Genomic DNA, 23,993 nt, shown 5'->3' with positions numbered 1-23,993 from the left:
CCCGCCGGCTAGCCAGACACCTGCTGTTCGTCCCACTGCGAAGGCTAGGCTTGGCAGTGCGACTTTCAGCATAATGAGACGCATGGATGAGCTCGGGAAATTCCTCAAGTCCCGTCGTGCCAGGCTGCATCCGGCGGACACCGCGCTCGGGAGCTACGGGGGGCGCCGCCGCGTCCCGGGGCTGCGCCGGGAGGAGCTCGCCCAGCTGGCCGGGGTCAGCGCCTCCTACTACGCCCGGCTGGAGCAGGGGTTGGGGCAGAACGTCTCCGACGCCGTCCTCGACTCGCTGGCCCGGGCGCTGCGCCTGGACGACGCCGAGCGGGCCCACCTGCTCGCGCTGGCCCGCCCCAACCGCGCGGCGGCCGGCTGCGCCGCCCGGGTGGCCCGCCAACTCCCGGACGGGTTGCAGCGGTTGATGGCGATGATGGGCGACGTGCCGGTCATGGTGCTCTCCCCGACCTCCGACGTGCTGGCCTGGAACCCGCTGGCACGCGCGGTGTTCGGCGCGCACCACGGGGACCGCGACGACCGGGACGACCGCGCGGGGCACGAGGGGCTGCCCAACATGACCCGGATGATCTTCCTCGACCCGCCGACCCGGGCGCTGTTCGCCGACTGGGAGGGCAAGGCCCGCTCGGTGGTCGCGCACCTGCGGATGGTGGCGGCCCGGTTCCCGGCCGACGGCCGGGTCCGCGCGCTGGTCGGTGAACTGCTGTCCTCCGGAACGGAGTTCGCCGCCCTGTGGGAGGACCACTCGGTGGCCAACTGCGACTCGTTCACCAACGTGCTGCGCCACCCGCAGGTGGGGGAGCTCACCCTCTTCCAGGAGGTCCTGCGGACCGAGCAGCCGGAGCTCATGGTGGTGGCCTTCACCGTCGAGCCGGGCTCCCCGTCCGAGACGGCGCTGCGCCTGCTGGGCGCGCTGACCGCGGGCCGCGCGGACCACCGGGTCGCCGTCTCCTGAACTCCCCGGCCGAACTCACCGGCTGAACTCCCGGGCTGAACTCCCCGGCGGAAGAGACCCGGTGACGGTCCGTCAGGCGGGGCGGGCCACCGCGGTGATGGCCGCGGTGACGGTGGCCTGCAACTGTCGGGCGTCCGCCCCGGCGCGGGAGCGCAGGTTCACCCCGTGGGCCAGCAGGGCCAGGACGTCGGCGGCCGGGCCCGGGTCGGTGTGCGCGGCGAGCTGGTGCTGCCGCTGCGCCGACACCAGGGCGGTGTGCAGGGCGGTGCGCAGCCGCTGGTGCTGCCGGTCGAGGACGGCGCGCACCGCGGGGTCGGCGTTCTCGCTGCCCGCGTGGGCGTTGGAGAACATGCAGCCCCACCGGGCGAACTCGCCGGTGCAGCGGGTCTCGACCAGCCCGGCGAAGAACTCGCGGACGGCCGGCAGGCCGCGGTCGCCCTCCTCCAGCGGGCGGAGCAGCAGCCGGGAGCGCTCCCGGGCGTAGCGCTGGAGCGCGGCGCGGTAGAGCTCCTGCTTGCCGCCGAACGTGGCGTACAGGCTGGAGCGGTTGAGGCCGGTGGCGTTGACGATGTCCTGGATGCCGGTGGCGGTCACGCCCTGCCGCCAGAACAGGCGCATCACGGTGTCGAGCGCCGCGTCCGGATCGAAGTGCTTGACGTCCGCCATGTTCCCACCACCCCGTCTCGAACCGTCGGTTCCAAGATATCCGGGTCCGCCCTTGACCGGGGGAGCGCCCCTGCCGCTATCTTGGAACGGCTGTTCCAGGATGACCACGGGGATGACCGCGGGAGGGGACCGATGAGCGTCAACGCCGAACTGCGCGCCTTCTACGAGCGCCGCCAGGAGCAACTGCCCACCGAGGTGAGCGAGGTGATGCAGCGGGCGACCCGGGAGCTGGCCGCCTCCGGGCAGGCCGACCGGGCGCTGGCCGCCGGGGCGCGGGCGCCGTCCTTCACCCTGCCCTCGGCCACCGGCCGGAGCGTCGACCTGGCCGCCCTGCTGGCCGACGGCCCGGTCGTGCTGACCTTCTACCGGGGCGCCTGGTGCCCCTACTGCAACATCGCCCTGCGCGCGCTCCAGCAGCACCACGCGGCCATCGCGGCCCGCGGCGCCCGGCTGGTGGCCGTCTCGCCGCAGATCCCGGACGAGTCGCTGTCGCAGGCCGAGAAGAACGGGCTGGACTTCGAGGTGCTGAGCGACCTCGGCTGCGACACCGCCCGGCGGTACGGCCTCGCCTTCGACCTGCCGGAGGACCTCGCGGCCGTCTACGTCCGGGTCGGCATCGACCTGGACCGCTCCCACGCGGGCCACCCGCGCACCCTGCCGATCCCGGCGACCTACGTCATCGACCGCGCGGGCACGATCCGCTGGGCCTTCGTCGACGCCGACTACACCGCCCGCGCCGAGCCGGCCGACGTCCTGGCGGCGCTCGACGGGCTCGACGGGCTCGACGGGCTCGACAAGTTCGACGGCCTCGACGGGCCGCAGGAGGCGGAGGGGCCGGGCGGACGGGACTGACCGGCGGGAGCGATCGGCGGGGCCGATCGGCGCGATCGGCCGGCCGCCGTCGCATCGTCCACGTCCTACCGGCGGCGACCGACCGCATCCGGAGGCGAACTCCGGGTGATCGGGCACTCGGTCGGGAAGCCCCGGCCGAGTGCCCGCGGGGCCGGCCGGCGGCCCGGTCGACGGAGTGTGCGTCGAGGCCATTCCGGAGTGCCGGGAACCGGGGGCGGGGATTCCGGTCGTGTCCGGACGGTACCGGGGAGGCGGGACGGGGGGAACCGGCGGGCACCGGGTGATTGTTCGACCGGTCCGGTGGTTTCTAGCGGGTGCCGGCCCGGCTCAGGCGCCTGGCCCCGTCCAGCTCCGGAAGGGCCAGCAGGATCGGCAGGTCGAGCCGGGTCACCTCGCGCAACTGGACGTCGGTGCTGTAGGCCCGCCCGCCCCTGGCTCTGACCGCCCAGCCCGAGCCGACGAGTCTGGGCGGACGGATCTGGTGCCGGGGGAAGGCGTCGTCCGTGGCCACGGCCGCCGCCCGGATGAACCACAGCCCGTCGGGGACGTGCAGGTGGAACGGCCGGGCCTCGTCCAGGATGTCGCAGGCCTGCGGGTAGCCCTCCACGATCGGGGTGTTGAACGCGCCCACGTAGACCCGGACCGGGCCGACCTCGAAGGGGAAGTGCAGCTGCCCGGTGACGGAGGACAGGCTGTGCCCGGCGCGGGCGGTCGGTGGGACGAGCGGCGGCAGGTCGTCGTCCTGGGCCAGCGCGCGGTAGCGGGTCGGCGAGACGCCGACGCTGCGGGTGAAGCGGCTGGTGAAGGTGCCCAGGCTGTTGTAGCCCACCCGGTAGGTGATGTCGGTGACACTGTCCTGCGTCTCCAGTAAATGCTGCTTGGCCATGAAGATGCGGATCGCGGTGAGGAATCGGCCGGGCGAGGTTCCGGTCAACTGGTTGAAGATCCGGGAGTAGTGGAATTTGCTGTAGGAAGCGATTTCGGCCAGTTCCTCAAGGGAAATCGGATCTGCATGATTCTGCCACATCGTTCCTATGCTCCGCTCTATTGCCGCCGCAATCGACATTCGGATATCCCTCACCTGGGCTCGTTGTCCGCTCGCTCGCCTTGCCTTGGATCGGTGGTCCGGCTCGGACCTTGACGGGGACACGGCAGAACCGCCCCGGGTGCGGGGCGGACGGGGTGGCCCGGTCCGCGCTGAACTGGCGCCTCGGGGGCCGGACGGCCCGGGGGCTCCCTTATTCGGCACGTTCCTCCCCGGCCCGTCGGAACCGCTCGTCGGAACCGGCCGCGAAGCACTCGGCCGGCTTTGGTCCAGACACATCGTTTTGCCAATGCGTGACTATTGCACCTCCTGGATTGCGGTCTGGGTCAAGCGGCGGAATTCAGCCACCGCCGGCGGTGCCCTATACGCCCCCGAACGCCCGCCGCCGACTACCGGCGGCACGCACGGAGAAGCCCGCCCCGGGGCGTCCCCGGAAAATGAACGCGGGACCGGATTGAACGCGCTTCACCGGGGAAGGGAATGCTGACATGACCGCAATGCAGGACGTCCGCGCCGACCTGGCGGCGGAGGGGTCCGCACTCGCCCGGCTGGTCTCCGGCCTGCCGCCCGGCCGGTGGTCCGCGCCGACCCCGGCCGCGGGCTGGACGGTCCGGCACCAGGTCGCGCACCTGGCGCTCGTCGCCCGGCTGGTCGACCTCGCGGTGCGCGACCCGGCCGCCTTCGCGGACGAGAGCGCCCCCGTCCGGGCGGACTTCGAGGCCGGCATGGCGGCCCTGCTCGCCCGGCACCTCGCCGAGCCCGTCCCCGAGCTGCTGCGGCACTGGGCCGAGTGGCGGGCCGCCGCCGAGCGGGGGCTCGCCGCCGCGGACCGGCACCGGACGGTGCCCTGGCTGGCCGACCCGCTGCCGGTCGGCGTGCTCGCCGCGGTCGCGCTGACGGAGCTGTTCGCCCACGGCCAGGACGTCCACGACGCCCTGGGCGTCCCGTACCGCTTCACCGACCGGATCGGGCACGTCGCCTTCCTCGGCACCAGGACCAGGGACCTCGCCTACCGGGTCCGCGGCCTGGAGCCGCCCGCCGAGCCGTTCCGGTTCGAGCTGACCGCCCCCTCCGGCACCTCCTGGGCCTTCGGCCCCGAGCAGGCCGACCAGCGGATCAGCGGCCCCGCCGCCGACTTCTGCCTGCTCGTCACCCGGCGCCGGCACCGCGACGACCTCGCGCTGAGCGCCGTCGGCGCCGCCGCCGACCACTGGCTGGGCATCGCCCAGACCCACCCCGGCCCGCCCGGCGGGGGCCGCGCGCGCATTGGGCAATATCGCGGATAGCAGGCCCGGCCGGCGGCCTGGTTTCCTCGCTGTCGGGCCCCGGGGCCCGTCGTCGAACCCCCGCCCGCCCCACGGCACCCGGCACGCACCGGACACCGCGGGGCCGCGCCGGGGGTGCGAAGACGGACCCCGGTACGGCCCACCCGCCACGAGGGACCTGGAGGCACCGTGCCGGAACGACGCACGCGTGGGTGGCTGCTGATCGGCCGGGCCTGCGCCACCACCGCCATCATCGCCGGACACCTGATCGCCGCCCTGCCGCTGCTGGCCACCCGCCGCGGTCGGGCCCGGATGGCCGACCGGACGCCGCGGCTGCTGACCGCGCTCGGCCCGTTCTTCGTCAAGGCCGGACAACTGGTCAGCACCCGCCGCGACCTGCTCCCCGAACGCTGGTGCGACGCGCTGGCCGAACTGGCCGACGAGGTGCGCCCGCCGCGCCGCGCCGCGGTGGCCCGCACCCTCGCCGGGGCCGGACTCACCGACGCCTTCGCCGAGTTCGACTGGGAGCCGGTGGCCTGCGGCAGCATCGCCAGCGTCCACCGGGCCCGGCTCGCCGACGGGACCGAGGTCGCCGTCAAGGTGCAGCGGCACGGCATCCGTCCGGTCCTGGAGGCCGACCTGCGGCTGGCCCTGCTCGGCGCCCGGGCCGGACGCGTCCTGCCCGGCATGCGCGACCTGCCCGCCGAGGAGATGATCGGCCAGCTCGGCGGCGCCGTCCTGCACCAGCTCGACTTCACCGCCGAGCGCGATGCGCTGCTCCTGCTGCGCGCCAACCTCGGCGGCCACACCGACCTGCGCATCCCGGCCCCCGTCGAGGGCCTGTGCGCACCCGGCGTGCTCACCATGGAGTTCGTCCCCGGCCTCGGCCGCTTCCGGCCGCTGGGCATGACCCCGAACGCCGCCGGGAAGTGGTCCGCGACGTGCTCCGGGCCGTCTACCGGATGCTCTTCGTCGACGGCCTGGTCCACTGCGACCTGCACCCCGGCAACCTCTGCCTGGACGGCGAGGGCCGGGTGGTCGTCCTGGACGCCGGGTTCGTGGTGCAACTGCCCGACCCGGTCCGGCGCTCCTTCGCGGGCTTCTTCCTCAACATGGCGCAGGGCAACGGCCCCAGGTGCGCCGACATCGTGCTGGCGAGCGCCGCCCGGCTGCCCGCCGACCTCGACCGCGAGGGCTTCCGGACCGCGGTGACCGCGCTGGTGGACGAGGCCTTCGGGGCGCTCTCCAAGGACTTCGAGCTGGCCGCGTTCGCCCCCCGGCTGTTCAAGCTCCAGCGCGACTTCGGGGTGTTCGCCGCCGCGGAGTTCGCCTTCCCGCTGCTGTCGCTGCTGGTGCTGGAAGGGATGATCAAGGAGTTCGACTCCGAGGTCGACTTCCAGGCCGAGGCCGTCCCGGTGCTGATGGCCTCCTTCGCCAAGGACGTCGAGCTGGACGCCGCCCGCACCCCGCAGGACCGGGCGTGAGCCCCGCGGAGCCGGGCACCGGCCCCGCCGGACGGGCCGGGGGAGCGGCCGGCCCGCTGGTCGCCGTCACCGGGGGCACCGGCTTCCTCGGCGCGCACACCGTCGCCGCCCTCACCGCCGCCGGGGCCCGGGTCCGGCTGCTGGTCCGCGACCCGGCCCGGACGGCCCCCGCGCTCGGCCCGCTCGGCGTCCACCCGGACACCGTCCGGACCGTCACCGGCGACGCCACCGACCCGGCCGCGGCGGCCCGGCTGTGCGCGGGCGCGGACGCGGTGCTCCACCTCGCCTCGGTCTACTCCTTCGACCGCCGCCGCCGCGCCGACATCGCCCGCACCAACGTGCTCGGCACCGAGACCGTGCTGCGGGCCGCGGTCCGCTCCGGCGCCGGGGCGGTGGTGCACGTGTCGACCGTCGGCGCGCTGATCCCCAGCGCCGACCCCGAACTGCGCGCCGACAGCCCCGTCGGACGCCCGGCCGAGCCCTACCTGGCCAGCAAGGCGGAGTGCGAACGGATCGCCCGGCGGCTGCGGGACGGGGGCGCCCCGGTGCGGATCGCCTACCCGCCCGCCCTGCTCGGCCCGCACGACCCCGGGCTCGGCGACCAGACCGGACGGCTGCGCGACACCCTGCGCGGCCTGATGCCGCTCTGGCCCACCGGCGGCTTCCCGCTCGGCGACGTGCGCGACACCGCCGCCGCGCTGGCCGCCCTCGCCACCGCGACCGCCCCCGACACCCCCGACCGGGTCTTCACCCCCCACCGCTACCTCACCACCGCCGACTACCTGGCGGCCCTGCGCACGGCCACCGGCCGCGCCCTGCCCGCCGTCCGGCTGCCCGGCCGGGCGATGCTCCCGGCCGCCCGGCTCGCCGACCTCCTCCAGCGCTGGTGGCCCTGGCACATCCCGGCCGAGTACGGCGCCGCCTACACCTGCGTCCACGCCGCGCCCGTCGCCCCGGCCGCTCCCCTCGGCGGCCCGGCGCCCCGCCCGGTCGAGGAGACGATGGCCGAAACCGCCCACTGGCTGTACCGGACGGGTCTTCTGACGTACCGTCAGGCGGGCTCGGCGGCCGAACGGACCGGACCGTGACGGCGGCGCAGCACCGCGCCCGCCCCGCCGTCCGCCCCCGCGCCCACTCCGGTGTCCGCCCCTGCCGCCCCACCCCCACTCCGAGGAGACGACCGTGACAGCGGAACCGACCCAGCAGGACGCACCCGTGCCCGCCCAGACCCCGCCCGCCCCGATCCCGCCCGCCCCGACCCTGCACGCCTCGTCCTCGCCCGCCCCGGCCCCGCACGACCCCGCCGAGCAGCTCGCGGCCTACCGGCGCAGCCGGGCGGCGATCGCCGGCCTGGCGTCCGGGCTGCCGGACCCGGCCGCCGTCGGGGTGCCCGCCTGTCCGGACTGGAGCGTGCGGGACCTGATCGGGCACCTGGTGCACATCTGCGAGTCCTTCGTCGCCCTGGAGGACAGCCAGATCGACCTGGCCCCGCTGACCGGCGCTCCGACGGCCGAACTGCTCGACCGCTGGGAGGAGTTGGACGGCGCACTGCCCGCGGCCCTGGAACGCACCCCGGAGCTGCGCCGACGCATCCTGCTGCTCGACGTGTTCTCGCACGAGCTGGACCTGCGGCTGGGCCTGGACGTGCCCGCCGAGCCGACCGCCCACCCCGCCTTCGACGGCGCGCTGGACCTGTCCACCATGGGCTTCGGCCTGGCGGTGCACGGCGGCGGGCTGCCGGCGCTGCGGATCGAGACCCCCGGGCGGGCCTGGGTGGTGGGCGAGGGCGACCCCGCCGCGACCGTGCGCGGGTCGGCGGTGGACGTGTTCCGCTCGCTGACCGGCCGCCGCACCCGGCCGCAGATCGAGGACCTGGAGTGGTCCGGCGAACCGGCCGGGAAGTGGGCGCAGGCGTTCGCCTGGGGCCCGTTCGCGCCGCCCGCGGCCGAGGTGGAGCCGCTCGTCGGACGCTGAGCGGGACGGGACCACCCGCGGCGCGGCGGAGGGCGCGGCGCGGGGGAGGGTGCGCGCCGGAGGGGGGCGCGCACGACGGAGGGGCGGGACCGCTGTCCGGCGGTCCCGCCCCTCTCGCCGCGCGGCGGCCCCTCGCGTCCCGGTCGGCCCGCACCGCCCGGTCGGCTCGCACCGGCCGGTCAGCCCGCACCTCCCCGTCGGCCCTCACCTCCCCGTCAGGGAGGGCACCCGCAGCGCGGTGCCGTCCGGCCCGGGGCGCTGCGGGGAGTCCAGCCCCGGCAGGGCCAGCAGGATCGGCAGGTCCAGCGCGGTGAGCGGACGGGCGACCAGCCGGACCGGCGCGTTCTCGTGACCGTGCCGCACGGTCAGCTCGGGGCCCGAGGCGACCAGCAGCGGACGCCGCTCCCACGGCGGCGCCGGGAAGTCGCTCGCGGCGACCACCGCCGCCCGGAGGAACCAGACGCCCTCCGGCACCCGCAGCGTGAACGGGCCGGGCCCGTCCAGGACCTCGCAGGCCACCGGTCGGCCCTGCACGATGGGCTCGCGGAACGCGCCGATGTAGATCCGCACCGCACAGCCGGTCTCCGGCGAGCGGATGCTGCCCTGCACCGTGCAGCTGCGGCGCTCGCCGCCCGGCTGCGCGGTGCCGGCGCCCTCGGTCAGCCCGGCCCGGGCCAGCGCCCGGTAGCGGGCCGGGGAGAGGCTGACGCTGCGGGTGAAGCGGCTGGTGAAGGTGCCCAGGCTGTTGTACCCGACGCGGTAGGAGATCTCGGTGACGCTGAAGTCGGTCTCCAGCAGCATGGTCTTCGCCTGGTGCAGGCGGACGGCGGAGAGGAACCGCCCCGGCGAGGTGCCGGTGAGATTGCGGAACACCCGGGAGAAGTAGAACTTGCTGAGGATCGCGGTGTTCGCGATCTCGTCCAGCGAGAGCGGCTCCTCGTATCTGTCCCACATGGTCGCTATCGCGCGTTCAACAGCGATCTGCACAGCGTCTCTCCAAGTTCGTCGACGGGTTCGGGGGGGGCGGCCCGGGAAACTCCGGGGAATCCGGAGAATTCCGGGGGAATCCGAAGGAATCCGAAAGCTCTCCTCCGGCCGGTTCGGTGCCGTTCTCCGGAGGCGGACCCGGGGGTGCGGACATCGGTGGGACCGCGCCTCCCGGCGCGTGGAGAAACCGCCGGGCCGAGCGGGTCCCGCGGCCCGACCGCCGGAATTCCCGGGTACCGGGAAATCCGTCCGGCGGTCGGTCGGTGCTCGGTTCGGCGCTCGGTGCGGTGGACGGTCGGTACGGATCGGTGGACGGGCGGTGCGGACCGGTGGTCGGGTGCCCGGTTCAGCCGTCGGACAGCAGCTGTCCGACCCGGCGCCGGGCCGCCCGTTCGCTCGCCCAGGCGCAGGCGGCGAGGATCTCCCGGTCGCCCGCGCCGGCCTGCCGGGCGGCGGCGACCGCCCGGTCGTCGACCCGGTAGGAGGCCAGCGCGGTGAGCAGCGCGAGTTCGCCCACCGGGCGTTCGCCCGGCGGGAGTTCCGCCAGTGGCGCGTCCAGCCAGGCCCGGCCGAGGCCGGGGTCGGCGCCGTCCCAGCGGGCCAGCGCCTCGGCCACCACCGCCCGGACCCGGGCGGGCAGCAGGGCGGTGCCGACCCGGTCGACGGCCGCCGCGCTGCGGGCCAGCGCGTCGGCGATCCGCGGGTCGGCCGCGGCCCAGGCCAGGTCCGGCGGCAGCGGCGCCGGCGGCAGCAGCGACAGCGAGGCGCCCGGCGCGGCGTCCGCCCGGGCGGAGCCGCGCATCAGGCCGACCAGCACCCGCATCACCGGCCCGAGCGCCCGCACGGGGGCGTTCGGCGGCAGCGGGTGCGGGCCCAGGAAGACGTTGACCACGCGGTTGAGGTACTGCAGGCAGAGCGCCGTCCCGGCCAGTTCCGGGAGCAGCTCGGGCGGGAACGGCGGCGCGCCCCCGGTGGTGATCCACGCGGTCAGCCGCTCGGCGTCCGGGCCGGGTCGCCCGCCGTCCGACCCGGGACGCCCGCCGTCCGGCTCCGGCCGCGAGCCGTCCGGGCCGGGCCGCCCGCCGTCCCGTTCCGGCCGTCCGGCACCGTCCCGGCGGCCCGGCAGCGGGCGCAGCGAGAGCGAGTCGAGCATGGTGCCGTGCACGGTGGTGCAGAACGGGCAGCGGTTGTCCGCCGAGACGGCCGCCGCGACCGCCTCCTTGGCCGTCCGCGGGGCGCGCCCCGCGACCAGCATCGTCTCGCGCAGCGTCGTCCAGGACGCGGCGAGCAGTTCCGGCACCGGGGCGTGCAGCGCCACCGGCGGGGCCAGCACCCCGAAGTCCCGTTCCAGCTCCCGGTAGACCCGGGCGGTGTCGCCGGCGGCCTCGCCGAACCCGACGGTCGACAGGTGCCGGACCTGGAGCAGGGAGAGCCCCCGGAGCGGCGCCTGGACGAGGCGCCGTCCGCCGCTCACGGGTTCGTCCCCGATCCGGCCCGCGGGCCGCCGGGGTGTGCCGCTGCCTCGTCACCCGCAGGCATCCGCGAGTCCTCCTTCGGCTCGTCGACCTCGTGCGTGGGTCTCTTCCGTCGGTGCTCCACCCGATCGTGGCATTCGGAGCGGGTCCTTCCTTCTCCGTCCTTGCGCTGTGCCCCGGCCCGGGCCGGTCGAACCCCGCGGCCCGCCCCGGAGCGGGCCGGGGCGGGCCGGAGCGGCGAGGACCGGCCGGCGCCGGGCCGGCACCGGCCGGGCCCGGGGCAGGACCGGCCGGGCCCGGGGCGGGCGCGGCCTAGGGGATCGGGAAGAACGCCCGGACGAAGCGCTCGAAGAACGCGTCGCCGATGGTCCAGCGCATCCGCGGCAGCAGCCGGGACGGCATCCCGATCCGGTAGCGGATGCGGGGGCGGTCGCTGGTGACGGCCTTCTCGATCACCTTCGCCACGGTCTCCGCGCGCACCGCCATCCGGCCGCGGCCGGTGGGGTTCTCGGTCTCCCGGTAGGCGCCGTGCCAGTCGACGAAGTACTGCCAGAACTCGTCGTACAGGCCGGTCCGCTCCTGCCCGGTCATGCCGAGGTCGGCGACCGAGGTCGGCACGAACCCGCCGAGCACCGGGGACGGCTCGATCAGCACCACCTTGATGCCGTCCCGGGCCACCTCCAGGCGCAGCGAGTCGCTGACCGCCTCCAGGGCGTGCTTGGTGGCCTGGTAGTAGCCGCGGCCGGGGGTGGCGAACTGGCCGAAGATGGACGACATCATGACCACCCGGCCGCCGCCCTGCGCCCGCATCCCGGGCAGCACCAGCTGGGTCAGCCGGCACAGCCCGAACAGGTTGGTCTCGAACTGGCTGCGCACCTCGTCGATCGGGGTCTCCCCGATGGTGCCGTTGAGGCTGTACGCGGCGTTGTTGATCAGGGTGCCGACCGCGCCGTGCTCGGCGCTGATCTTCTCCACCGCGGCGGCCATCGACTCCTCGTCGTTGACGTCCAGGTGCAGCACCCGGATGCCCTCGGCGGCCAGGTCGGCCAGCGCCTCGGGGCGGCGGGCGGTGGCGTAGACCGGCAGGCCGGCCCGGTGCAGCCGCAGGGCGGCGGCCCGGCCGGTGCCGGAGGACATGCCGGTGCTGGAGGAGGCGCCGGTCAGCAGGATCGCCCGCGAGCGGCCGCTCACCTGCCCTCCGCCAGGCGCTCGGCGGAGACGGTGGCGTCCTCCGGCTGGGAGGCGATCCGGCTGCGGGACACCGAGTTGCCCAGGCCCAGGCCGTCCACCAGGCGGTTGATGAAGGCGAACAGGGCGGCGGTGAAGACCGCCTCCAGCATCTCCCCGTTGCTCCAGCCGGCCGCCTCGGTGGCGGCCCAGTCCTCGTCGGTGATCCGGAAGGCGCCGGTGCCGACCTTGGTGACCAGGCGCATCAGCACCTTGGTCCGCTCGTCGATCGGCAGCTCCTCGACCGAGGCGGCGCCCTCGATCGCGTCGGTCAGCTCCTGCGGGCCGCCGAACTGGGCCAGGAACCAGTTGTGGGTGCCCACGCAGTAGGGGCAGCCGTTGACCCGGGAGCTCCAGGCGGAGATCATCTCGCGGGTCGCGCGCGGCAGCACCCCGTCGTTGAAGACCCCGCCGTAGCCGGCGATCACCACCTCCAGCAGGTCCGGGCGGCTGGAGACCAGCCGGAACATGTCCGGGACGAAGGGGATGCCCATCCGCGACTTGATCGCGTCGTACAGCTCCTTCGTGCGGCCCTCGGCCTCGGCCTCCTCGACCAGTGGGACGCGGACCGTGCTCAGCACGTTCGGATCGGTCATGGGTGATCGCCCTCCCTTTCGACGGTGCGGCCGCCCGGCGGAATTCCCCGAAATGCCGGAGGAATGCGCGAAATGCATTCCCGGCGGGCGGCGGCGCGGTTTTCCCATGGTGGCAGGAACGGTCCCGGGCTCTCGTCTCCCAGATTGCCCTGGGCGGGCCGGGCCCGGGAACGGCGACGGCCGCCCCGGGGGAGCGGGGCGGCCGTCGCGGTGCGGGGTCGGTCACTCGGCGCGCAGCCAGTCCGCCAGCCGCTCGCCGATCATGGTCGAGGTGAGGTTGGTGTTGCAGTTGACGATCTGCGGCATGACCGAGGCGTCGGCCACGTACAGCCCCTCGACGCCGTGCACCCGCAGCCGCTGGTCCACCACCGCGCCCTCGTCCTCGGCGGTGCCCATCCGGGCGGTGCCGACCGGGTGGTAGCCGCTGTCCAGGCTGGTGCGGACGTACTGCTCGACCATCGCGTCCTTCTCGACCAGCCGGTCGCTCAGCACGATGTAGCCGTCGCCGCGGGAGGCGATGCCGGGGTGGTTGGCCAGCTCCCAGCAGGTGCGCACGCCCTCGACCAGCTTCTCCAGGTCGCGGTCGGTGGAGAGGAAGTCGAGCCGGATGTCGGGTCCGGCGGCCGGGTCGGTGGAGGCCAGCCGCAGCCGGCCCACCGACTCCGGCTGCTGGTCCACCACCATCACGCCGAAGATCATCGGCGCCTGGGCGAGCATCTGGAGCTCGGGGAAGAGCGTCAGGTCGAAGTGGTTGACCATGTAGTACTGCAGGTCGTTGAAGTCCGCGGAGCCCTTGGAGGTGGTCCGCACCATGGTCTGCAGGAACGGCACGTCGGTGGAGACCTCGCCGTCCTTGGGCCGCAGGAAGACGCCGGTGCGCGGGTGGTCCTGGAGGTGGGCGCCGACGCCGGGCCGGTCGAGCCGCACCCGGATGCCCAGCCGGGTCAGGTCCCCGGCCGGGCCGATGCCCGAACGCATCAGCAGCGTCGGGGAGTTGACCGCGCCGGCGGACAGCACCACCTTGCGCGCCCGCAGTTCCTCCGGCACCCCGCCGCCGGCCGCGGCCAGCACGCCGGTCGCGCGGTCGCCGTCGAACAGCACCTCGTGCACCAGGACGCCGCCGCGGATCGCCAGGTTGGGGCGCGCCCGCACCTCGGGCGTCAGGTAGGCCATCGCGCTGGAGACCCGGAAGCGCGGGTCGCGGCGGTTGGACGGGATCGGGCCGATGCCGGTGGCCTCGGGGTGGTTGTGGTCGGCGACCTCGGGGAACCCGGCCGCCAGGCTCGCCTCGGTGAAGGCGGTCTGCAGCGGCGTGGTCTCCGCGGGCGTGAAGCGGCGGATCGGCACCGGGCCGCCGCTGCCGTGGTAGCGGTCGGAGAAGTCCAGGTCGTCCTCCAGCCGGCGGTAGTACGGCAGCACCTGCTCGTACGTCCAGGCCGGGTTCCCGGCCGCCGCCCACCGCTCGAAGTTCTCCGGGACGCCGCGCAGGGCGATCGTCGCGCCGACCGCGGAGGAGCCGCCGGCGATCTTCCCGCGCGGGAAGATGATCCGCCGGCCGTCCAGGATCTCGGCGCGGAAGCGCCAGTCGTGGGCGTGCATCGACATCGCGTTGCCGTCGGTGATCTCGTGCGGGATGTCGGCCCGGTCGGGGAAGTCCGGACCGGCCTCCAGCAGGAGCACCGAACGGCCGGGGTCCTCGCTCAACCGGGCCGCGAGGGCCGCGCCGGCCGAACCGGACCCGACGACTATCACGTCATACGTGTGCACCATGGATTAAACCTCGCCAGACGGGGATTCGAAGAGGCCGATCTCAGCCGAGTTTCGCAGCGGGCCGCCGCCGGGTCTTCTCCGAGAATGCTCATTCCGGTACTCCGGGAAATCCCCGCCCCCGTCGCGCCGAACGGCCGGGCCGAACCCCGGCAACGTCAGAGAAGCACGCTTTGACGGCCCGGGACATCCTCAAGTGTCAGGTTCGGCGGCGGGATAGCGGCGGATGGGTGAAGAATTCTTTTGCAGCCGCCCCGGACGGCCGATTCTCCGTCATCCACGGGAGGGAATTGAAATGTCGCCACGACGACGATTCCGCAGACTCGTACCCGGGTTGGTCACCGTACTGGTGGCCGCCTCGATGTTCTTCGTCATCCGGTCCTCGGTGGCGGTCGCCGGTGGTGATGACGCGGCAGCGGCCTACAGGTTCAAGGAACTCCCGATCGCGATGCCGCCGGGCTACGAGTCGCGGCCGATGAACACCATCCGCAAGGTCAATCCGGCGTACGAGAAGATCCGGGCCTGGATCTCCTCGGTCGGCGCCAGCATCGCCATCAACGACGTCACCGGCCACGGCCTGGCCGACGGCATGTGCATCGTCGACACCCGCACCGACTCCGTCGTGGTCACCTGGACCCCGACCGCCCCGAGGCCGACCGGTTCACCCCGTTCGTGCTCGACGGCAGGCCGCTGCCGATGGACGACACCATGGCGCCCACCGGCTGCACCCCCGGCGACTTCAACGGCGACGGCCGCAACGACTTCCTGGTCACCTACTGGGGCCGCACGCCCGTCCTGTTCATGGCCCGGGCCGACGCCGCCGCACCCGCCGCCGAGTCGTACGTGCCGCGCGAACTGGTCGCCTCGGAGAGCCTGGACGGCCGCTACCACGGCCCGCGCTGGAACACCGACGCCGCGTACGTCGGCGACCTGGACGGCAGCGGCCACCCGTCGATCATCATCGGCAACTACTTCCCCGACTCCGACGTGCTCGACCCGCAGGGCATCCGCAACGTCCAGATGAACGACTCACTGTCCAGCGCGAAGAACGCCGGCGGCGACCACGTGCTGCGCTTCCACTCCTCGACCGCCGGCGCCGCACCGGACGCTCGGTTCGTCGAGGAGAAGGACGCCATCGCCTTCGACGCCTCCACCGGCTGGACGCTGGCCATCGCCGGCGCCGACCTGACCGGCGACGCCCTGCCCGAGGTCTACATCGCCAACGACTTCGGCCACGCCCACCTGCTGCACAACGTCTCCACCCCGGGCCGCATCCGGTTCGAGGAGGCCACCGGCGAGCGCACCCCGACCACCCCGAAGTCCTTCGTGCTCGGCAAGGGCTCCTTCAAGGGCATGGGCGTCGACTTCGGCGACGTCGACGGCAACGGCAGCTTCGACATGATGGTCAGCAACATCACCGTCGCCTGGGGCCTGGAGGAGAGCAACTTCCTCTGGATCAACCAGGCCAAGGACCCGGCCGAGATGAAGCGCAAGCTCACCGACCGGATCGCCCCGTTCACCCAGGAGGCCGCCGACCACGGCGTCGCCTGGACCGGCTGGGGCTGGGACGCCAAGATGGGCGACTTCCGCAACAGCGGGCAGCAGGACATCCTCCAGGCCGACGGCTTCGTCAAGGGGAACATCGACCGCTGGCCCTGGCTGCAGGAGATGGCCATGACCAACGACGACCTGCTCTCCAACCCGAAGCTCTGGCCGAACGTCGGCCCCGGCGACGACCTGGCCGGCGACGAGACGATGGCCTTCTACGCCCGCACCGACAGCGGCAAGTTCGCCAACATCAGCAAACAGCTCGGCCTCGACGTGCCGATCCCGACCCGCGGCATCGCCACCGCCGACACCACCGGCACCGGCGCCCTGGACTTCGCCATCGCCCGCCAGTGGGGCCCGCCGGCCTTCTACGCCAACCAGTCCGCGAACCTCGGCCACGACCTGACCCTGCGCCTGTACCGCCCGGCCACCGACACCGCGACCACCGCGACCGGCACCGCCGCGACCGCGACCGACGCCGCCGCGACCGACGCCACCGCCGGCCCGGGCCTGGCCACCACCGGCACCCCCGCCTACGGCGCCACCGTCTGCGTCACCACCCCCGACGGCAGGAAGCAGATCGGCCAACTGGACGGCGGCGGCGGCCACGGCGGCTTCCGCAGCTTCGACGTCCGCTTCGGCCTCGGCACCCAGAGCGGCCCGGTCACCGTCGACCTCGCCTGGCGCGACAACGCCGGCGGCCTGCACACCGAGACCCGGCAGCTCGGCGGGAGCCACACCCTCATGCTGACCGACGACATCCAGGAGGTGGCGGCCCGATGACCGCGACCGACATCTCCGGCGTGGCCACCCGCGCCGTGCGCCCCCACGCCGCCAAGAAGCAGCCCAACCGCGACCCGCGCTACCTCGCCCTGCGCAACTTCGCCCTCTCGATGAGCGTCTTCAACATCTTCGGCTACACCCTGCTCGGCTTCGAACAGCCCTGGCTCTGGCCGCTGATCTGCGCCCCGTTCGGCTACGTGGTCGAGATCGTGCTGGAGCTGATCAGCGCCTGGGCGCAGCAGCGCACCCCGCGCTTCCTCGGCAACGGCCCGCGCGGCCTGTACGAGTTCCTGCTGCCCTCGCACATCACCGCGCTCGCCGCGAACATGCTGCTCTACGCCAACGACCGGCTGCTGCCGATCCTGCTCGCCGTGTTCATCGGCGTCGCCGCCAAGCACGTCCTCCAGGCCCCGGTGTACGGCCGGATGCGGCACTTCATGAACCCGTCGAACTTCGGCATCACCATGGCGCTGGTGCTGTTCGGCTCCTGGATCAGCATCGCCCGCCGTACGAGTTCACCGAGAACGCCAACACCTTCTTCCGGATCGGCATCCCGCTGATCATCACCACCGCCGGCACCGTCATCAACGCCATGCTCACCAAGCGCGTCCCGCTGATCGTCGGCTGGCTCGGCGGCTTCGTCATCCAGGCCCTGCTGCGGCACTGGATCTGGGACGTGGCGATCTTCTCCGCGCTCGGCCCGATGAGCGGCGTCGCCTTCGTCCTCTACACCAACTACATGATCACCGACCCGGGCACCACCCCGTCCAAGGGCCGCAACCAGTTCATGTTCGGCTCCTCGGTGGCCATGGTCTACGGCGTGCTGATGCTCTTCAACGTCGTCTACACGCTGTTCTTCGCCACCACCATCGTCTGCGGCCTGCGCGGCGCCGGCTGGTGGGTGGCGCACTTCCGGAACAGGCGCAAGCAGGGGGGCGGGCCGGTCGAGGTCCCCTCCGGTCAGTCGGGCGCGCCCGAGCGGCCCATGGGCAACGAGGCGGTGGCGGCGTGAGCGACGGCGCAGGACGACCGGCCCGGGACGGCGGGCAGCCGACCGGCCGGGGACGGATCGCGGTGGTCGGCATGGCCTGCCGCTACCCCGACGCGGACAGCCCCGAACAGCTCTGGCAGAACGTGCTCGCCGGCCGCCGGGCCTTCCGCCGGCTGCCCGACGTGCGGATGCGCGCCGAGGACTACTACTCGCCCGACCCCGCCGCGCCCGACCGCTTCTACAGCGCCAAGGCCGCCGTCATCGAGGGCTTCGAGTTCGACCGGGTCCGCCACCGCGTCGCGGGCAGCACCTTCCGCGCCACCGACATGACCCACTGGCTCGCCCTGGACACCGCCGCCCGCGCCCTGGAGGACGCCGGCTTCCCGTTCGGCGAGGGCCTGGCCGACGCCAACACCGGCGTCGTCATCGGCAACACCCTCACCGGCGAGTTCAGCCGCGCCAACCTGATGCGCCTGCGCTGGCCCTACGTGCGCCGCACCGTCGGCGCCGCGCTGCGCGAACAGGGCTGGGGCGACACCGAGTTGGGTGCCTTCCTGGACGGCCTGGAGGGCCGCTACAAGAGCGCCTTCCCGCCGATCGGCGAGGACACCCTGGCCGGCGGCCTGGCCAACACCATCGCCGGCCGGATCTGCAACCACTTCGACTTCAAGGGCGGCGGCTTCACCGTCGACGGCGCCTGCTCCTCCTCGCTGCTGTCCGTCTCCACCGCCTGCGACGCCCTGCTCGGCGGCCGGATGGACGTCGCCGTGGCCGGCGGCGTCGACCTCAGCATCGACCCGTTCGAGGTGATCGGCTTCGCCAAGACCGGCGCGCTCGCCACCGCCGAGATGCGGGTCTACGACAAGGGCTCCAACGGCTTCTGGCCCGGCGAGGGCTGCGGCATGGTCGTCCTGATGCGCGACGAGGACGCCCGCGCCCAGGGCCGGTTCCGCTACGCCACCATCCCCGGCTGGGGCTACTCCTCCGACGGCCGGGGCGGCATCACCCGCCCCGAGGCCAGCGGCCACCGGCTCGCCCTGACCCGCGCCTACCGGGCGGCCGGCTTCGGCATCGAGACGGTCGGCTACTTCGAGGGCCACGGCACCGGCACCGCCGTCGGCGACGCCACCGAACTGCGCGCCTTCTCCGAGGCCCGCCGGGCCGCCGGCGCCGCCGCGCCCGCGCGCTCAGCACCGTCAAGGGCAACTTCGGGCACACCAAGGCCGCCGCCGGCGTCGCCGGACTGCTCAAGGCGATCCTGGCCGTCCGCCACCAGGTCATCCCGCCCGCCACCAGCCACGTCGACCCGCACCCCGAACTCACCGGCCCCGCCCCGGCGCTGCGCGTCCCCGACCGGGCCGAACTGTGGCCCGCGGGCGCGCCGATCCGGGCCGGGATCTCCTCGATGGGCTTCGGCGGCATCAACGCGCACGTCGTCGTCGAACACGCCGACGGCGTCCGGCGCACCGCCGTGCCCGCCGTCGCCCACCGGCTGGTCGCCTCCCGGCAGGACGCCGAACTGCTCCTGCTGGACGGCGCCGACCCGGCCGAACTGCACGCCAAGGCGACCCGGCTGGCCGCGTTCGCCGCCCAACTGTCGTACGCCGAACTCGGCGACCTGGCCGCCGCCCTGCAACGCGACCTGGCCGACCGGCCGCTGCGCGCCGCCGTACTGGCCGACTCGCCCGAACAGGCCGCCCAGCGGTTCACCGGACTGGCCCGGCTGCTCGACTCCGGGGCCCGCTCGCTGCTCAGCCCCGCCCAGGGCGTCTTCCTCGGCAGCGCCGGCCGCGCCCCCCGGATCGGCTTCCTCTTCCCCGGCCAGGGCGCCGGCCGGCGCGGCGACGGCGGAGCGCTGCGCCGCCGCTTCACCGCCGTCCGCGACCTGTACGCGCACCTCGACCTGCCCGCCGACGGCGACCAGGTCGCCACCGACGTCGCCCAGCCCCGGATCGTCGCCGCCTCGGTGGCCGGCCTGCGGGTGCTGGACCTGCTGGGCGTCCAGGCCGACCTCGCCACCGGCCACAGCCTCGGCGAACTCACCGCCCTGCACTGGCGGGCGCCATGGACGAGGACACCGTGCTGCGCGCCGCCGCCGCCCGCGGCCGGATCATGGCCGCCGCCGGCGACGGCGGCGGCACCATGGCCGCCCTGGCCACCACCCCCGCCCTCGCCGAGGCGCTGATCGTCGGCGAACCGGTCGTCGTCGCGGGCCTCAACAGCCCCACCCAGACCGTCGTCTCCGGACCCGTCGACGCCGTGGACCGGGTCTGCGCGCTGGCCGCCCGGCAGGGCATCGGCGTCGGCCGGGTCAACGTCTCGCACGCCTTCCACTCCCCGGCCGTCGCCCCGGCCGCCGCCGGACTCGCCGAACACCTCGCCGGGGAGCGCTTCGGCCCGGTCGGCCCCGGCCTGGTCTCCACCGTCACCGGCGCGCCGCTGCCCGCCGACACCGACGTGGTGGACCTGCTCACCCGCCAGGTCGTCCAGCCGGTGCGCTTCACCGACGCGCTGCGCGCCATGGACGGGCAGGTCGACCTGCTGATCGAGGTCGGCCCCGGCCAGATCCTGCGGACGCTGGCCGCCGAGGTGCTGCCCGCCGTGCCCGCGGTCGCCACCGAGGCCGACGCGCTCTCGCTGGCCGGGCTGCTCGCCACCGCCGCCACCGCCTGGACGATGGGCGCGCCGGTCCGCCACGAGCGGCTGTTCGCCGACCGGTTCACCCGGCCGCTGCCGCTCGACAAGGAGTTCCGGTTCTTCGCCAGCCCCTGCGAGACGGGCGGCGAGGACTTCGTCCTGGAGCACGCCGGAGCGACCCCCGCCACCGCCGCCGCGCCCCGGCCGGCCGCCGCCGCGGCGCCCGCCGCCGGGGAGGCGACCAGCCTGGAGGTGCTGATCCGGCTCGCCGCCGAGCGGGCCGAACTGCCCGCCGAGACGGTCGACCCGGCCGCCAACCCGCTCGACGAACTGCACCTCAGCTCCATCACCGTCGGCCAGATCATGAACCAGGCCGCCCAGGAACTGGGCATCTCCGCCCCCATGGTCACCACCGCGTTCGCCACCTCCACGCTCAGCCAACTCGCCGACCTGCTGGACGAGTTGGCCCAGCAGTCGCCGCAGGACACCCGCCCCGGCGCCGCCGCCGGCGTCGCCCCCTGGGTGCGGCCCTTCCGGATCGACCTCACCGAGACCCCGCCGCCCGCCCCCGCCGCCGGACCCGGCGGCCGCTGGGAGGTCTTCGCCACCGACCGGCACCCGCTGGCCGGACCGCTCGCCGAGCGGCTCACCGCCACCGCCCCCGGCGGCGGCGTCCTGCTCGCCCTGCCCCGCGACTGCGACCAGCGCCACCTCGGCCTGATGCTCGCCGCCGCCCGCGCCGCCCTCGACCCGGCCCGCCGCGCGGCCGGCACCCGGCTCGTCGCCGTCGGCGACCACCGCGGCGCCGCCGGCCTCGCCAAGACGCTCCACTTGGAGGCCCCCGACATCCCGGTCACCGTCGTCACCCTGCCCCTCGACCGGGAACTGCCCGCCCCGGCCGCCGAGCAGGCCGCCGCCCGGATCGCCGCCGACACCGCCGCCACCACCGGCTTCAGCGAGGTCCACTACGACGCCGACGGCACCCGCCGGGTCCCCGTGCTGCGCCCCGTCCCGCTCGAACCCGACCCCGGGCGGCAGGCCCTCGGCCCGCGGGACGTCCTGCTGGTCACCGGCGGCGGCAAGGGCATCACCGCCGAGTGCGCCCTCGCCCTGGCCGGCGGCAACGGCGCCGCGATCGGCCTGATCGGCCGCTCCGACCCCGCCCGGGACACCGAACTCGCCGACAACCTCGCCCGGATGGCGGCCGCCGGCATGCGGGTGCACTACGCCCGCGCCGACGTCACCTCCGCCGACCAGGTCAAGGCCGCCGTCACCGAGATCACCCGCGAACTCGGCCCCGTCACCGGCCTGCTGCACGGCGCCGGCCGCAACGAACCGCAGTCGCTGGCCACCCTCGACGAGGACTCCTTCCGGCGCACCCTCGCCACCAAGATCGACGGCGTGGAGGCCGTCCTGGCCGCCGTCGACACCGCCGCGCTGCGCCTGTTCGTCACCTTCGGCAGCATCATCGGCCGGGCCGGCCTGCGCGGCGAGGCCGACTACGCCACCGCCAACGACTGGCTCACCGACCTCACCGTCCGCTTCCAGCAGGACCACCCGCACTGCCGCTGCCTGGCCCTGGAGTGGTCGGTCTGGTCCGGCTCCGGCATGGGCGAGCGGCTCGGCGTCCTGGAGGCGCTGGTCCGCGAGGGCATCGAACCGATCCCGACCGAGGACGGCGTCGCCCTGCTCGGCCGGCTGCTCGCCACCCCCGGCACCGACACCGCCCTGGTGGTGATGGGCCGCGCCGGCGGCCTGCCCACCCTCACCCTCGAACAGCGCGAACTGCCGCTGCTGCGCTTCCTGGAGCGCCCGCAGGTCCACTACCCCGGCATCGAACTGGTGGCGGACGCCGAACTCACCGGCGGCGGCGACCGCTACCTGCCCGACCACCTGCTCGACGGCGACCTGCTCTTCCCCGCCGTCCTCGGCATGGAGGCCATGACCCAGGCCGCCACCGCGCTGACCGGCCGCCGGGACACCCCGGTGCTGGAGGGCATGGAGTTCCTGCGCCCCATCGTCGTCCCCGTCACCGGCGCCACCACCCTGCGCACCGCCGTCCTCGCCACCGGCCCCGACACCGTCCAGGCGGTGCTGCGCAGCGGCGAGACCGGCTTCCAGGCCGACCACTTCCGGGCCACCCTGCGCTACGGCGCCGCCCGGCCCGAGGACGAGCCCGCCCCCGTCACCGACGAGGTGCCCCGGGTGCCGCTGACGCCCGCCCAGCTGTACGGGCCGGTGCTGTTCCAGGGCGACCGCTTCCGGCGGCTGCTCGCCTACCGCGACCTCGCCGCCACGCACTGCCTGGCCGAGATCGACGACACCCCGCGCACCGACTGGTTCGCCGGCTACCATCCCGGCGAACTGCTGCTCGCCGACCCCGGCACCCGCGACGCGCTGATGCACTCCATCCAGGCGTGCGTCCCCGACGCCACCCTGCTGCCGGTCAGCGTCGAACGCCTGCACCTGGCCGAGGCCGCCGCCGCCCGCACCGGACGGCTGCTGTTCCTCGACGCCCGCGAGCGCTCCCGCGACGGCGACAGCTACCTGTACGACCTGGACGTCCGCGACGCGGCGGGCTCCCCGGTCGAGCAGTGGGAGGGCCTGCTGCTGCGGGCCGTCCGCAAGCAGGACGGCTCCGGCCCGTGGCTGCCCGCCCTGCTCGGCCCCTTCCTGGAACGGCGGGTCGAGGCGGCGCTCGGCCACCGCGTGCGCTGCGTGGTCCTGCCCGGCGGCGAGGACGCCGACGGCTCCGTCGCCGACCGGCGCCGGCGCACCGCCGAGGCCGCCAGCTGGGCCCTGGGCCGGACCACCGAGGTGCACCACCGCCCCGACGGACGACCCGAACTCGCCGACGGGCGGCGGATCTCCTCCTCGCACGCGGCGGGCGTCACCTTCACCGTCGTCGCCGACGCCGGCCGACCGCTGGCCTGCGACGTCGAACGGGTCGCCGAACGGACCGCCGAACAGTGGGCGGGCCTGCTCGGCCCCGACGCCGAACGGCTGGCCCACCTGCTGGCCGCCGAGCGCGGCGAGCCGCTGAGCACCGCCGCGACCCGGGTCTGGGGCGCGGTGGAGACCCTGCGCAAGGCCGGCCACGCGGTGGCCGCGCTCAGCCTCGCGGACGGCTCCGGCCTGCCGCCCGGCTGGGTGGCCCTCCGGGGCGGCGCGCACCGGATCGTGAGCTTCGTGACGGCCCTGGACGGCGCCGCCGACCCGGTGGCCTTCACCGTCCTGACGGGAGGCGCCCGGTGACCGGGCCCGACTACTACGAGTACCGCCACCTGGTGGGCTTCGAGGAGACCAACCTGGTCGGCAACGTCTACTACGTCAACTACCTGCGCTGGCAGGGACGCTGCCGGGAGATGTTCCTGCTGGAGAAGGCCCCCGAGGTGCTCGCCGACATCCGCGCCGACCTCAAGCTGTTCACCCTCAAGGTGGACTGCGAGTTCTTCGCCGAGATCACCGCCTTCGACGAGCTGTCCATCCGGATGCGCCTCGCCGACCTCACCCAGACCCAGGTCGCCTTCACCTTCGACTACGTCAAGCTCGGCCCCGACGGCACCGAGTACCTGGTCGCCCGCGGGCAGCAGCGGGTCGCCTGCATGCGCGGCCCCAACACCGACACCCGCCCGACCCGGGTGCCCGAACCGCTGCGGCTCGCCCTGGAGCCCTACGCCGTCCCCGCGACGGCACCCTCCCTGACCGGCACCACCACCGTGGGGTGATCGC

Annotated in this window: 16 protein-coding genes and 4 pseudogenes; 13 read left to right on the top strand and 7 right to left on the bottom strand. The window is 74.6% G+C overall.

Going from position 1 to position 23,993, the window contains the following annotated elements; all coding sequences use genetic code 11:
- The first annotated feature begins 82 nt into the window (after window positions 1-82).
- On the top strand, window positions 83-964 hold the full coding sequence (locus QMQ26_RS02795; protein WP_282204642.1) for a helix-turn-helix transcriptional regulator: 882 nt from the start codon (window positions 83-85) through the stop codon (window positions 962-964).
- Window positions 965-1,036: 72 nt separating this feature from the next.
- On the opposite strand, the gene QMQ26_RS02790 is transcribed toward QMQ26_RS02795, so the two are convergent.
- Window positions 1,037-1,630, bottom strand: a complete 594-nt coding sequence (locus QMQ26_RS02790; protein WP_282204641.1) for a TetR/AcrR family transcriptional regulator — start codon at window positions 1,628-1,630, stop codon at window positions 1,037-1,039.
- Window positions 1,631-1,762: 132 nt separating this feature from the next.
- On the opposite strand from QMQ26_RS02790, the gene QMQ26_RS02785 reads away from it, so the two are divergent.
- Complete coding sequence (locus tag QMQ26_RS02785; RefSeq protein ID WP_282204640.1) at window positions 1,763-2,482, top strand: peroxiredoxin-like family protein; 720 nt, start codon at window positions 1,763-1,765, stop codon at window positions 2,480-2,482.
- A 307-nt stretch (window positions 2,483-2,789) separates the two neighbouring features.
- On the opposite strand, the gene QMQ26_RS02780 is transcribed toward QMQ26_RS02785, so the two are convergent.
- Window positions 2,790-3,509, bottom strand: coding sequence for a helix-turn-helix transcriptional regulator (locus QMQ26_RS02780; protein WP_282204639.1), 720 nt, complete (start codon window positions 3,507-3,509; stop codon window positions 2,790-2,792).
- Between the two features lie 506 nt (window positions 3,510-4,015).
- Here QMQ26_RS02780 and QMQ26_RS02775 point away from each other — a divergent pair.
- The 6 genes and pseudogenes from QMQ26_RS02775 (at window position 4,016) to QMQ26_RS02755 (ending at window position 8,250) form a co-directional block, all read left to right on the top strand.
- Complete coding sequence (locus tag QMQ26_RS02775) at window positions 4,016-4,813, top strand: TIGR03084 family metal-binding protein (protein WP_100834716.1); 798 nt, start codon at window positions 4,016-4,018, stop codon at window positions 4,811-4,813.
- A gap of 291 nt (window positions 4,814-5,104) precedes the next feature.
- Window positions 5,105-5,614 (top strand): annotated as a pseudogene (locus tag QMQ26_RS37890) (AarF/UbiB family protein); the annotation flags it as partial.
- A 140-nt stretch (window positions 5,615-5,754) separates the two neighbouring features.
- Window positions 5,755-5,874 (top strand): annotated as a pseudogene (locus QMQ26_RS37885) (AarF/UbiB family protein); the annotation flags it as partial.
- A gap of 66 nt (window positions 5,875-5,940) precedes the next feature.
- A complete protein-coding gene (locus QMQ26_RS02765; protein WP_282204637.1) occupies window positions 5,941-6,276 on the top strand; it encodes a hypothetical protein in 336 nt (111 codons plus the stop codon).
- Window positions 6,273-7,364, top strand: a complete 1,092-nt coding sequence (locus tag QMQ26_RS02760; protein ID WP_282204636.1) for an NAD-dependent epimerase/dehydratase family protein — start codon at window positions 6,273-6,275, stop codon at window positions 7,362-7,364. Before QMQ26_RS02765 ends, QMQ26_RS02760 begins: the two co-directional genes overlap by 4 nt.
- 94 nt (window positions 7,365-7,458) lie before the next feature.
- Window positions 7,459-8,250: a maleylpyruvate isomerase family mycothiol-dependent enzyme gene (locus tag QMQ26_RS02755; protein ID WP_282204635.1), complete on the top strand. Its 792-nt coding sequence runs from the start codon at window positions 7,459-7,461 to the stop codon at window positions 8,248-8,250.
- A gap of 204 nt (window positions 8,251-8,454) precedes the next feature.
- On the opposite strand, the gene QMQ26_RS02750 is transcribed toward QMQ26_RS02755, so the two are convergent.
- From QMQ26_RS02750 to QMQ26_RS02730, 5 genes are all read right to left on the bottom strand, one after another.
- Window positions 8,455-9,204 carry a helix-turn-helix transcriptional regulator gene (locus tag QMQ26_RS02750; RefSeq protein ID WP_282204634.1) on the bottom strand — a complete coding sequence of 250 codons (750 nt, stop codon included), beginning with the start codon at window positions 9,202-9,204 and terminating at the stop codon, window positions 8,455-8,457.
- A gap of 379 nt (window positions 9,205-9,583) precedes the next feature.
- A complete protein-coding gene (locus tag QMQ26_RS02745; RefSeq protein WP_199846899.1) occupies window positions 9,584-10,711 on the bottom strand; it encodes a carboxymuconolactone decarboxylase family protein in 1,128 nt (375 codons plus the stop codon).
- Between the two features lie 313 nt (window positions 10,712-11,024).
- A complete protein-coding gene (locus tag QMQ26_RS02740) occupies window positions 11,025-11,903 on the bottom strand; it encodes an SDR family NAD(P)-dependent oxidoreductase (protein WP_199846898.1) in 879 nt (292 codons plus the stop codon).
- Window positions 11,900-12,535, bottom strand: a complete 636-nt coding sequence (locus QMQ26_RS02735; RefSeq protein WP_100834712.1) for a carboxymuconolactone decarboxylase family protein — start codon at window positions 12,533-12,535, stop codon at window positions 11,900-11,902. The genes QMQ26_RS02740 and QMQ26_RS02735 overlap by 4 nt, the downstream gene beginning before the upstream one ends.
- Window positions 12,536-12,757: 222 nt before the next feature.
- Complete coding sequence (locus tag QMQ26_RS02730; protein ID WP_282204633.1) at window positions 12,758-14,305, bottom strand: GMC family oxidoreductase; 1,548 nt, start codon at window positions 14,303-14,305, stop codon at window positions 12,758-12,760.
- Window positions 14,306-14,597: 292 nt separating this feature from the next.
- On the opposite strand from QMQ26_RS02730, the pseudogene QMQ26_RS02720 reads away from it, so the two are divergent.
- The 5 genes and pseudogenes from QMQ26_RS02720 to QMQ26_RS02700 all read left to right on the top strand — a co-directional run bounded on the left by QMQ26_RS02720 (window position 14,598) and on the right by QMQ26_RS02700 (window position 23,989).
- Window positions 14,598-16,633: pseudogene (locus QMQ26_RS02720) on the top strand (ASPIC/UnbV domain-containing protein).
- On the top strand, window positions 16,630-17,193 hold the full coding sequence (locus QMQ26_RS02715; protein WP_282204630.1) for a hypothetical protein: 564 nt from the start codon (window positions 16,630-16,632) through the stop codon (window positions 17,191-17,193). The pseudogene QMQ26_RS02720 and the gene QMQ26_RS02715 overlap by 4 nt, the downstream one beginning before the upstream one ends.
- Window positions 17,194-17,225: 32 nt before the next feature.
- The gene (locus QMQ26_RS02710; RefSeq protein ID WP_282204629.1) at window positions 17,226-17,645 is read left to right on the top strand and encodes a hypothetical protein; all 420 of its coding nucleotides are present in this window, start codon (window positions 17,226-17,228) and stop codon (window positions 17,643-17,645) included.
- A gap of 71 nt (window positions 17,646-17,716) precedes the next feature.
- Window positions 17,717-23,516, top strand: a pseudogene (locus tag QMQ26_RS02705) (type I polyketide synthase).
- Complete coding sequence (locus tag QMQ26_RS02700; protein WP_100834709.1) at window positions 23,513-23,989, top strand: acyl-CoA thioesterase; 477 nt, start codon at window positions 23,513-23,515, stop codon at window positions 23,987-23,989. Before QMQ26_RS02705 ends, QMQ26_RS02700 begins: the two are co-directional and overlap by 4 nt.
- The last annotated feature ends 4 nt before the right edge of the window (window positions 23,990-23,993 follow it).

The organism is Kitasatospora fiedleri (genome assembly GCF_948472415.1).
GTDB lineage: Bacteria > Actinomycetota > Actinomycetes > Streptomycetales > Streptomycetaceae > Kitasatospora > Kitasatospora fiedleri.
The sequence above is the reverse complement of the archived record's forward strand: the minus strand, read 5'-3'. Positions and strand labels throughout refer to the sequence as shown.

Bases quoted from the DNA above. Each gene is read 5' to 3' on its own strand.
- QMQ26_RS02795 (WP_282204642.1), top strand. From the start codon at position 83: ATGGATGAGCTCGGGAAATTCCTCAAGTCCCGTCGTGCCAGGCTGCAT.
- QMQ26_RS02790 (WP_282204641.1), bottom strand. From the start codon at position 1,630: ATGGCGGACGTCAAGCACTTCGATCCGGACGCGGCGCTCGACACCGTG.
- QMQ26_RS02785 (WP_282204640.1), top strand. From the start codon at position 1,763: ATGAGCGTCAACGCCGAACTGCGCGCCTTCTACGAGCGCCGCCAGGAG.
- QMQ26_RS02780 (WP_282204639.1), bottom strand. From the start codon at position 3,509: ATGTGGCAGAATCATGCAGATCCGATTTCCCTTGAGGAACTGGCCGAA.
- QMQ26_RS02775 (WP_100834716.1), top strand. From the start codon at position 4,016: ATGACCGCAATGCAGGACGTCCGCGCCGACCTGGCGGCGGAGGGGTCC.
- QMQ26_RS02750 (WP_282204634.1), bottom strand. From the start codon at position 9,204: ATGTGGGACAGATACGAGGAGCCGCTCTCGCTGGACGAGATCGCGAAC.
- QMQ26_RS02735 (WP_100834712.1), bottom strand. From the start codon at position 12,535: ATGACCGATCCGAACGTGCTGAGCACGGTCCGCGTCCCACTGGTCGAG.
- QMQ26_RS02730 (WP_282204633.1), bottom strand. From the start codon at position 14,305: ATGGTGCACACGTATGACGTGATAGTCGTCGGGTCCGGTTCGGCCGGC.
- QMQ26_RS02715 (WP_282204630.1), top strand. From the start codon at position 16,630: ATGACCGCGACCGACATCTCCGGCGTGGCCACCCGCGCCGTGCGCCCC.
- QMQ26_RS02710 (WP_282204629.1), top strand. From the start codon at position 17,226: ATGCTCACCAAGCGCGTCCCGCTGATCGTCGGCTGGCTCGGCGGCTTC.